Here is a 9,848-nt window from a genome sequence, read left to right as displayed (position 1 = left end):
GGAATCGCCTGCTCGCTCATCGATCGCCCCCGGTGATCGTCACGCTGTCGACATCGTCGGTCTCTGCCAGCCGCACCCGAACCTTTTCGCTCTGAGCGGTAGGAAGGTTCTTGCCGACGTGGTCAGCACGGATGGGGAGCTCACGGTGACCACGGTCGACGAGGACGGCCAGGCGCACGGCAGCAGGGCGTCCGTGATCGGCCAGGGCGTCGAGGGCGGCACGGACCGTGCGCCCGCTGTAGAGGACGTCATCGACGAGGACGACGACCTTGCCGTCGACTCCGCTCTCGGGAATGTCCGTCGGCATCGGAGCGCGAGTCGGCTGATGACGGAGGTCGTCGCGATACATCGTGATGTCGAGTGCCCCGACGGGGATGTCCCGACCCTCGAACTCGGCGATGGTCGCCGCGAGTCGCCGGGCCAGGGGCACGCCGCGAGACGGGATACCCACGAGGACAAGGTTGTCGGCGCCCTTGTTGGCTTCGACGATCTCGTGAGCGATGCGGCGCAACGCCCGGGAGATGTCGGCCGCTCCGAGGACCGTCCTCCCGTCGTGCGCGGGGTCGGTCTCACTCGAGGAGCTCTGGGACTTCTGGGAATGCGGGGGCACAGCAGCGTCAGGACACATCAGTGTCGTGACCTCCTTCCCTGCCTCACAGGACAGGTCGTTAAAGGATGTCGGTCGCCCCACTGTAGCGACTGAGTCGTGACGGCCCCAATCCGCCCCGGTGTGCAGTTCTCAGGCCGTGAGACACATAACGTCACGCTATGCGTGCCCCAACACCTCGTGATGTAATGGCGATCGTTCACCCAGCCGCCGAAGGAGGCACCCGTGCACCCGCAGACGCTCACGACACCCACCTCCGGCAACACGTGTGCCACCAGTCCGGCGCGTCCGGCGCTCTTCCCGCCGCGCGACGCGGACGCCGACACCTATCGAGCGTGGCTTGCCCGGGCTGCCTGGCCCGAGGTCGTCTTCGGCGCCAGGATCCCAGCCACGGCCGCGTCACGGTGAGCTGAGGAAGCCCGCAGCCGGATCCGCAACGATGCCAGGATCCTCGCGGACGGCATGCGGAAGGTCTCGAAGGCGTCGGCGCCACCGAGGTCGAGGATGCGCAGGAGCGGTCACCGAACGTGGCGACCGTCTGCCCCCGTCATGACACCCGGTCGAGGGTGATGACTCGAACTCCGCCGACCAAGGCCACCTGGTCGACCTCGGTGAAGTGCGCATGCGTGAACTCCCCTGCGAACAGCCCGATGCCGGAACCGATGACTGACGGGTTCACCTTGAGGATGAGCCGGTCGATCTCGGGCAACAGGGTGTGGGCCAGCGTGCCGCCGCCGACCAGCCAGATGTCGAGGCCCGCCTCGGCCTTGAGTTCGCGCACCCGAGCCAGCGGGTCCTCGGTCACGACCTCGACCGGCAGGTCCGCGCGCTCCCCCAGCGTGCTCGAGACGACAAGGTGTCGCAGGTGCGGATAGGCGTCGTCGATGCCGGCTGCCAGGCCGAGCTCGTAGGACGCCCGCCCCTCGATCACCGTGTCGAAGTGCTGGCCCGGGCCCTCGATCCCCATCGCGTCCCGCGCCGGGCCGGGCAGCGTCTCGGGGTAGTTCGTCGCGATGAACTCGACCAGGTCAGGTGTGATCGGGAAGAACTCGGCTCCGCTCGGGTCCCCTCCGCCCGGACCGGCGATGAATCCGTCAAGGGTGACAGCGACGTAGTAGGCCAGTTTGCGCATCACCCGATCCTGTCAGGCGGGTTCCCAAGGGTTGACGACGGCAATGCCCGTGCCATCGAAGTCCTTGACGTTGCGCGTCGCGAGCGGGACGTCGTGGCGGCGGCAGATCGCCGCAATCCACGCGTCCATCGATCCGATGGGGCGCCCCAGTCGTCGCCTGGTGGCCCTGATGTCGGCGAAGTAGGGGGCGGAACGCAGATCCGCTTCGAGAATTCGGCCGTGGAACGTCTCCAGGATGCCTTCGACAGCTCCATGCAACTGGTCTCGGCGTCGAGCCTGGGCCGTCCTGGACACCCCCTGCAAGAGCTCTGCTGCGGTGACCACGGTGATGCGGCGATGCTGATGGGGCAGGTTGAGCAGCCACGTGACCACACCCTCATCGGGAGCAGGCTGCAACATCTCGGACAGCACGTCGGTGTCGAGGACGATCACGAGAAGTCAGGGACAGGCCGCTCGACGTCGTCGGACCGAGACGGGATGTCCAGTTCGACGCCCCCGGTCAGTCGGCGGAAGTCACGCAATGCGGCGAAGAGAGGATCATCCGTCTCCACGGCGATGTCGATCGACACCGCCTCAGCCAGGATCGCGCGCACTTCGGCCTCCATGGAGCGCCCGTTCTGGGCAGCGGGCACTTGGAGCCGCCTTTTCACGTCTTCGTTCACCTGACGGATCGTCAGTGTGCTCATCGCTGTCCCTCTCGCTCGTAGAGTGCTGTCAATGCTAGCGCTGCGCGGCAGAAGCGGAGGTGAGCGCACGGCATACCGAGAAGAAGGTCTGGACCACATGGCAACGGCCGCCGACCTGGGAAGGTCGGCGGCCGTCGGTTGAAACGAAACGGGGTCAGGCCAAGGTCGGCTTGACCTCGGCGAGGCGGGCCAGCAGCCCGTTGACGAACTTCGGCGAGTCGTCGGTCGACAACTCGGTCGCGAGCGCGACGGCCTCGCTGATCGCGACCCCCTCGGGCACCTCGGAGTAGAGCACCTCGAAGGCCCCCACTCGAAGGATCGCGCGGTCGACGGCCGGCATGCGCTCGAGCGTCCACCCCTGCGAGTACGTCGTGAGCAGGTCGTTGATCTGGTTCCAGTTGTCGACGACGCCACTGACGAGGTCCGCGGTGAACTCGTTGAGCGGAGCCTCGGTCACGGGCGCGGCGAGACGCTCCTTGAGCAGCTCACCGGCGTTGACCTTGCGCTGCTCGGCCTCGAAGAGCAGGTCGATTGCGCGGCGGCGCGACTTGGTGCGTGCAGCCACAGGTCAGTTGACGCGGCTGAGGTAGGACCCGTCGCGGGTGTCCACCTTGACCTTGTCGCCGGTGTTGAGGAACAGCGGGACGCCGATCTCGGCGCCGGTCTCGAGGGTGGCCGGCTTGGTGCCACCGGTCGAGCGGTCGCCCTGGAGGCCGGGCTCGGTGTACTGGATCTCGAGGACGACCGACGCGGGGAGCTCGATGAAGAGGACGTTGCCGTCGTGGCGGGCCACGATCGCTTCCTGGTTCTCGAGCATGAACTTCGCGGCGTCGCCGACGATCTCCGGCGAGACCGAGATCTGGTCGTAGGTGTCGCCGTCCATGAAGACGTAGTCGGTGCCGTCGTTGTAGAGGTACTGCATGTTGCGCTTGTCGACGTTGGCCGTCTCGACCTTCACGCCGGCGTTGAACGTCTTGTCGACGACCTTGCCCGAGAGGACGTTCTTGAGCTTGGTGCGCACGAAGGCCGGGCCCTTGCCGGGCTTGACGTGCTGGAACTCCACGACGGTCCAGAGCTGGCCCTCGAGGTTGAGGACGAGGCCGTTCTTGAGGTCGTTCGTCGATGCCACGTTGTGTTCGCTTTCGATTTCGGTTCAGGAGGGCCGGTATGCCGTCGCGCCGGGCGCGCGGGTACGTCCCGTGGGTGCCGTGCTGGGATCGCGGAGGAGTCTATCCGCCGCGGCCCACCCAGCCCGAATCCGCGGCGTCCCCGGGGCAACTCAGAGGAACTGGGTCGGGTCGAACTGCTCGATCGGGATGACGCGGATGCGCGGAAGCGCCGACGTGAAGGCCTTGACGTCGTACTCGAGGTCGAAGCTCTCGAGACCATCAGCCTCGAGTGCCGTGAAGCCACTGTTGCGGAACTCCCGGAAGGCCATGAGTCCCACGCGCCGGTCGTCGTCCTCGAGGAGGGCCTCGACCTCCTCGAGGAAGTCGCCGTCGTGGCTGACGAGCATGACGTCGGCGTCGCGGTCCTTGATCGCCCGCAGAGTCTTCTGAATGGCGACGTCGACGACCTTGACGTCGGAGTCACCGGACAGCGGCACCGGTTGGAAGCCGAGGGCGTTGAGCGCCTGGATGAACGACATCGGCATCGTCGTCGTCGCGTTGAGGAAGAAGAGCCCCTTGACCTCCTGGTCCCAGGCGTCCTTGGCGAAGTCGAGGAGGCGATCCCAGCGCGGCCGCTCGTCCGGCTGTGGACGCCGACCGAGAATCGAGGTCCCCAGGGTCGCATCGATGTTCTCGCCATCGACAAGGAGGTACGTGAGCACTGCGTCGTCGGCCATGTTCGGAGTCTAGGCGTGAGGCGAAGGTAGGTCGGACGCTGTCAGACGCCGATGGTGAGGTTCGCGATGTATCCACTCGTCGCGTCGCCAGTCACCGTGGCGAGCTGGTGGATCCCGCCGTCGTCCCCGAAGACGTTGTCGGAGGTGAGTGTGGTCTCCGCGTGGACGGTGGCGCTCTGCTCATAGCCGGGTGTCGCGTAGACCGCCCTGCATACCGCGTCCGGCAGCGCGAGCTGCGAGGTCTTGACGATCTCTCCACTGCTGGTCGCCTCGGACGTGGACCGGAACACCTGGAAATGGATGTGCGGCCAACGACCCGGGTACGCCGCGGGGAAGATCGTCCTGAACGTCGCCGTGCCAGTGGCGTTGGTCGGCTGCACGCCGCGCAGGTAGTTCTCGTCCTCGACGCCGTCCGAGTACATCGAGTACCTGCCCTCGCGATCGCACTGCCAGACGTAGACGGCGGCGCCCTCCATGGCGGCATATCCCTTGGCACTGTCGGTGACCGTGAGGTTCACGGTGAGCGCGACGCCTTCGGCCTTGGTGGTCGACGTGCCGATGGAGCGGGTGATGTCCGAGCGGATGATTCCGGAGTCGTCCAGGACGTTCGCCCCGTTGGTGCCGTTGCCGGGGAACGGTCCTCCGGTCTCGTCGGGGACCTCGGCGGTGGCACCCGAGGCACTCGCGGTTACGGTGCCAGTCGGTGTGCCGGATGCACTCGTGCTCGGTGTGCCGGGTGGCGCGTTCGTGGTCGCGCCACCACCATCACCACCGTCCGAGGTGCAGCCGGCGAGCGCCATGAGGCCGGCGCCGCCCAGGAGCCCGAGCGCGCGCCGTCGGTCGAGCAGGGTGGCGACGTCGAACTCGAGTCCACGATCGTGACTGGGGTGAGCCTGCGAGGGCACATCGCGTTCACTCATGCCCCCACTGTCCTCCCCCCGTCCCGTTCTGGCCCGGGACGCGACTGTGCGGATCCTGTGAGTGTGTTCCTTCCGGATGTCCCCGACTCACGGCAGACTGCAGGCCATGATCGGGAAATCGCTCGCGGGCGCCGCTGTCGTCGCACTGGCCGGGGTCGCGATCCGCGACCTCACCCAGAAGAAGCACGCCCTCAAACGCAACTTCCCGGTCATCGCCAACTTTCGGTACATGCTCGAGTCGATCGGGCCCGAGCTGAGGCAATACATCATCACGAGCAACGACGCCGAGCGTCCGTTCTCACGCGACCAGCGAAGCTGGGTCTACGCGAGCAGCAAGAAGGAGAACAACTACTTCGGCTTCGGCACGGACAACGACGTGGAGCACGCCGAGGGCTACCCCATCGTCAAACACCGCACCTTCTCCACCTCCGCCCCCTCGACGGCGGTGGCGCACGGCAAGCACGACGATGTGGTCCGTCTGCCCGCTGCCAAGGTCCTCGGGGGGCCGCGCGGCCGAACCCACGCCTTCCGCCCCACCTCCGTGGTCAACGTCTCGGCCATGAGCTTCGGGTCCCTGTCCGCCCCCGCGATCGAAGCCCTCAACCGCGGCGTTGCCCTCGCCGGCGCCATGCACAACACCGGAGAGGGTGGACTCTCGGATCATCACCGCAAGGGGGGCGATCTGATCCTCCAGATCGGCACCGCCTACTTCGGCTGCCGTGACGCGCAGGGCCGGTTCGATCTCGCCAAACTCAAGGACCTGGTCCAGAGCGCACCCGTCAAAGCCATCGAGATCAAGTTGAGCCAAGGAGCGAAGCCCGGGCTCGGCGGGCTCCTCCCCGCAGCGAAGATCACCGAGGAGATCAGCCGGATCCGCAGTATCCCGATGGGCGAGGACTGCGCGAGCCCATCGCGGCACGCCGAGTTCCACAGCGTCGACAGCATGCTCGACTTCGTCGAGCTCATCGCATCGGAGACGGGGCTGCCGGTCGGCATCAAGTCGGCTGTCGGGGAGCAGGAGATCTGGACCGAGCTCGCCGAGCGCATGGCCGACCGCAGCCGCGGCGTTGACTTCATCACCATCGACGGTGGCGAAGGCGGCACCGGCGCCGCCCCGCTCGTTTTCAGCGACAGCGTCGCCCTCCCGTTCCGGGTCGGCTTCGCGCGCGTGTATTCCACCTTCGCCCGGGCTGGGCTCACCGATGACGTCACGTTCATCGGCGGCGGCAAGCTGGGGGTGCCCGACAACGCGCTCGTGGCGTTCGCTCTCGGCGCCGACATGGTCAACGTCGCGCGCGAGGCGATGTTCGCTCTCGGGTGCATCCAGGCCCAGGAGTGCCACACCGACCACTGCCCCACCGGAGTGGCGACCCAGAACCCGTGGCTCGTTCGCGGGCTCGACCCGACACTGAAGTCAGTGCGGGTCGCGAACTACTTGACGACTCTGCGTCGCGACCTCCTCCAGGTCTCGGAGGCGTGCGGCGTCGCGCACCCAGGCCTCATCGACGCCGACGCAGTCGAGTTCCTCCACGGCAACCGCCGGGGCGTGCCTCTGCGCGAGGTCTACGACTACGAGCCGGGATGGGGCACGCTGGGCCCTGACCTCGCAGCCGAGATCACTCGCATCATGTCCCCGGAGAGCGATCACGTCTCTGAGGCTCCCGCCTCCCCCACCGCCACCGGCTGAGCGCTCCGCCAGTCGAGAGTAGGCAGAATCCCGCCTTCGGAGATCGGCGGCGGGATTCTGCCTACTCTCGTCGGGTTCAGCGGCTTGTCAGACCGAGACCGCGTTGTATGCCGTGTGCAACTGTTCCGGTGTCGGCCCTTCGAGCCGCACGGGGCGGGCAATGTCCTCGAGGACGACGAAGCGGAGCAGCGAGCCGCGGGTCTTCTTGTCGCGGCGCATGGCGGTCTCGAGATCGGCCCACCGTCCGGCCTCATAGGTCGTCGGCAAGCCCACGGAGGTCAGAACGTCACGGTGACGGGCCACGACGTCACGAGCGAGAACACCTGCAGCGCAGGCCAATTCGGCGGCGTACACCATTCCGATCGCCACTGCCTCGCCGTGACGCCGTTGATAGCGCTCGACCTGCTCGATCGCGTGGCCGAACGTGTGCCCGTAGTTGAGGATCTCGCGCAGTGAAGACTCCTTGAGGTCCTCACTGACGACGTCGGCCTTGACCTGGATGGCGCGTTCGATGAGCTCGAGGGTGTGCGGACTGTCCGGCCGAGTTGCGCCCTCGGGGTCGGCCTCGACGAGGTCCAGGATCACCGGGTCGACGATGAAGCCGGCCTTGATGATCTCGGCCATCCCGGCCACGTAGTCAGCACGAGGCAGCGTGGCAAGCACGTCGAGATCACACAGGACCGCTCGCGGCGGGTGGAAGGAACCCACGAGGTTCTTGCCCTCGGCGGTGTTGATCCCGGTCTTGCCACCGACGGCAGCATCGACCATGCCGAGCAGGGTCGTGGGGACCTGGATCACGGGCACTCCCCGCAACCAGGTGGCTGCGACGAACCCAGCAAGGTCCGTCACCGTGCCGCCACCGACACCCACGACGACGTCGGTGCGCGTGAAGCCGTGGCGTCCCAGGAAGGCCCAGAGATCTGCCGCGATTGCCGCAGTCTTGGCGTCCTCCGCGTCCGGCACGCCGACGGCATACGCATCGATTCCGTTGTCCCGCAACGATGCAGTGACCTTCTCGCCCAAGGACCGCATGGATGCCGGATGCACGACGAGTGCGCGCTGCACACCGTCACCGACGAGGTCCGCGACCCGGTGGGAGCAGCCACGTTCGATCACGACGTCGTAGTCACCACCGACAGACACCACTGTCATGAGGAGGCCCCCAATCGTTCGACGATGTCAGCGACGACGTCGTCAACGGACCGACCCGCCGTGTCGATGCGATGCGTCGCCACCCGCTCGTAGGTGGGACGCCGTTCGTTCATCAGCTTGGTCCACGCGGCACGTGGGTTGATCGCAAGGAGCGGTCGGCTGCCGTCGAAGCCCACACGCTTGGCAGCATCGGCGATTCCCACATCGAGGAAGACGACGACGTGGTCCCCCAACACCTCCTGCGTGGCCGGCTCCATGGGCGCGCCGCCACCCAGGGCCACCACGCCACTCTCGGCACCCACGGCCCGGGCCACCTCGGCCCTCTCAAGCGCACGGAAGGCCGGCTCGCCCTCAAGGACGAAGATGTCGGAGATCGAGCAGCCCTGTTGGGACTCGATGGCCGCGTCGGTGTCGTGGAAGTCGACGCCCAGCGTCGCCGCGAGCGCTGCGCCGATCGTTGACTTGCCGGACCCGGGGGGGCCCACGAGCACGGCCACGGGACGCGTCGCGGTCACCACGAGCGCATCGTCTCGGGCACCGAAGCGATGTATGCCGCGTGGTTGCGTCGCGTCTCCTCGACCGAGTCGCCACCGAACTTCTCCAAACAGGCTTCGGCGAGGACCAGCGCGACCATGGCCTCGGCGACCACGCCGGCTGCCGGCACGGCCGAGACGTCGGAACGTTGGTGGATGGCCTTGGCCTCGCCCTCACCCGTCGTGTCGATGGTGTCCAGCGCACGTGGCACCGTCGAGATGGGCTTCATCGCGGCCCGCACTCGCAGGACGTCGCCGTTCGACATCCCGCCCTCGGTCCCGCCTGCACGGCCCGTGCGACGACGGATGGCGCCCTTCTCGTCTCGCTCCATCTCGTCGTGGGCTTCGGAGCCCCGACGAGCCGCCGTGCGGAACCCGTCACCCACCTCGACACCCTTGATGGCCTGGATCCCCATGAGGGCTCCAGCGAGCCGGGCGTCCAGACGCCGGTCCCAGTGGACGTGCGAGCCGAGGCCCGGGGGCAGCCCGTAGGCCAGGACCTCGACGACCCCACCGAGGGTGTCGCCGTCCTTCTTGGCCGCCTCGACCTCGGCGACCATGGCGGCGGAGCCTGCTGCGTCAAGGGTCCGCACGGGGTCGGCGTCGATGTCGGCCAGTTGGTCGGGCGTCGGCAACGGCGCGTTCTCGGCCACCGCCGCAGTGCCCATCGAGATGGTGTGCGAGACGAGGCGGATGCCGTAGGCCTGCTCGAGGAAGCGAGCCGCGACCTCACCCAGAGCCACCCGAGCCGCGGTCTCACGGGCGGAGGCCCGCTCAAGGACGGGACGGGCGTCGTCGAAGGCGTATTTCTGCATCCCGACGAGGTCGGCGTGACCTGGCCGCGGGCGCGTCAACGGCTTGTTGCGAGCGATCTCCTTCTCGGCGTTCACGTCGTCGGAGGCGGCGTAGGCCTCGTCGGACACCGGGTCCGCGGACATGACCGTCTGCCACTTCGGCCATTCGGTGTTGCCGATGCGGATCGCGACCGGCGAGCCCATCGTCAGGCCATGCCGCACACCGCCGAGAAACTCAACCTCGTCCTGCTCGAACTTCATCCGGGCCCCCCGACCGGCTCCGAGCCGCCGACGGGCCAGTGCCGCCGCGAGATCAACTCGGGTCACCTCGACCCCTGCGGGCAGGCCTTCGATCGTGGCGAGGAGTGCAGGGCCGTGCGATTCACCTGCGGTCAACCAACGGAGCATGGGCCCGATCTTCGCACGGGGTCGACGATGGCCCGCGGCCGCGGTCAGCACGTGGGCGCAGGGGCGAGCGGACGGCATACGGG

The 9,848-nt window shown here is 67.6% G+C and carries 13 protein-coding genes; 2 read left to right on the top strand and 11 right to left on the bottom strand.

The annotated features are described in order from the left end of the window. Positions 1–16: 16 nt before the first annotated feature. Positions 17–628, bottom strand: coding sequence for a bifunctional pyr operon transcriptional regulator/uracil phosphoribosyltransferase PyrR (pyrR, locus tag N802_RS09445; protein WP_052109735.1), 612 nt, complete (start codon positions 626–628; stop codon positions 17–19). Positions 629–832: 204 nt separating this feature from the next. On the opposite strand from pyrR, the gene N802_RS09440 reads away from it, so the two are divergent. Next, positions 833–1,015, top strand: a complete 183-nt coding sequence (locus tag N802_RS09440) for a hypothetical protein (protein WP_035915289.1) — start codon at positions 833–835, stop codon at positions 1,013–1,015. 139 nt (positions 1,016–1,154) lie between these two features. Here the strand turns inward: N802_RS09440 and N802_RS09435 are convergent, their stop codons facing one another. From N802_RS09435 to N802_RS09405, 7 genes are all read right to left on the bottom strand, one after another. Continuing rightward, positions 1,155–1,739 (bottom strand): dihydrofolate reductase family protein, encoded by a 585-nt coding sequence (locus tag N802_RS09435; protein ID WP_035915287.1) that lies wholly within the window; start codon positions 1,737–1,739, stop codon positions 1,155–1,157. A gap of 12 nt (positions 1,740–1,751) precedes the next feature. Beyond that, a complete protein-coding gene (locus N802_RS09430; RefSeq protein WP_035915285.1) occupies positions 1,752–2,171 on the bottom strand; it encodes a type II toxin-antitoxin system VapC family toxin in 420 nt (139 codons plus the stop codon). Further along, positions 2,168–2,425: a FitA-like ribbon-helix-helix domain-containing protein gene (locus N802_RS09425; RefSeq protein ID WP_035915283.1), complete on the bottom strand. Its 258-nt coding sequence runs from the start codon at positions 2,423–2,425 to the stop codon at positions 2,168–2,170. The genes N802_RS09430 and N802_RS09425 overlap by 4 nt, the downstream gene beginning before the upstream one ends. 154 nt (positions 2,426–2,579) lie before the next feature. Then, the gene (gene nusB / locus N802_RS09420; protein WP_035915281.1) at positions 2,580–2,990 is read right to left on the bottom strand and encodes a transcription antitermination factor NusB; all 411 of its coding nucleotides are present in this window, start codon (positions 2,988–2,990) and stop codon (positions 2,580–2,582) included. A 3-nt stretch (positions 2,991–2,993) separates the two neighbouring features. After that, positions 2,994–3,554, bottom strand: a complete 561-nt coding sequence (efp, locus tag N802_RS09415; protein WP_035915279.1) for an elongation factor P — start codon at positions 3,552–3,554, stop codon at positions 2,994–2,996. 150 nt (positions 3,555–3,704) lie between these two features. Further along, positions 3,705–4,271 (bottom strand): NYN domain-containing protein, encoded by a 567-nt coding sequence (locus tag N802_RS09410; protein WP_035915277.1) that lies wholly within the window; start codon positions 4,269–4,271, stop codon positions 3,705–3,707. Between the two features lie 41 nt (positions 4,272–4,312). After that, positions 4,313–5,191: an intradiol ring-cleavage dioxygenase gene (locus N802_RS09405; RefSeq protein ID WP_035915274.1), complete on the bottom strand. Its 879-nt coding sequence runs from the start codon at positions 5,189–5,191 to the stop codon at positions 4,313–4,315. 106 nt (positions 5,192–5,297) lie between these two features. On the opposite strand from N802_RS09405, the gene N802_RS09400 reads away from it, so the two are divergent. Beyond that, on the top strand, positions 5,298–6,878 hold the full coding sequence (locus N802_RS09400; RefSeq protein ID WP_035915270.1) for an FMN-binding glutamate synthase family protein: 1,581 nt from the start codon (positions 5,298–5,300) through the stop codon (positions 6,876–6,878). Positions 6,879–6,965: 87 nt separating this feature from the next. Here N802_RS09400 and aroB read toward each other — a convergent pair whose 3' ends face one another. The 3 genes from aroB to aroC are packed head-to-tail and all read right to left on the bottom strand — an operon-like array spanning position 6,966 to position 9,765. Further along, positions 6,966–8,030 (bottom strand): 3-dehydroquinate synthase, encoded by a 1,065-nt coding sequence (gene aroB / locus N802_RS09395; protein ID WP_035915268.1) that lies wholly within the window; start codon positions 8,028–8,030, stop codon positions 6,966–6,968. Further along, positions 8,027–8,548 (bottom strand): shikimate kinase, encoded by a 522-nt coding sequence (locus N802_RS09390; protein ID WP_035915266.1) that lies wholly within the window; start codon positions 8,546–8,548, stop codon positions 8,027–8,029. Before N802_RS09390 ends, aroB begins: the two co-directional genes overlap by 4 nt. Continuing rightward, complete coding sequence (aroC, locus tag N802_RS09385; RefSeq protein ID WP_035915755.1) at positions 8,542–9,765, bottom strand: chorismate synthase; 1,224 nt, start codon at positions 9,763–9,765, stop codon at positions 8,542–8,544. The genes N802_RS09390 and aroC overlap by 7 nt, the downstream gene beginning before the upstream one ends. Between the last annotated feature and the right edge of the window lie 83 nt (positions 9,766–9,848).

The sequence above is a fragment of the Knoellia sinensis KCTC 19936 genome, from assembly GCF_000768705.1.
GTDB classification, from domain to species: domain Bacteria; phylum Actinomycetota; class Actinomycetes; order Actinomycetales; family Dermatophilaceae; genus Knoellia; species Knoellia sinensis.
This window is presented reverse-complemented; position numbering and strand designations above follow the sequence as displayed.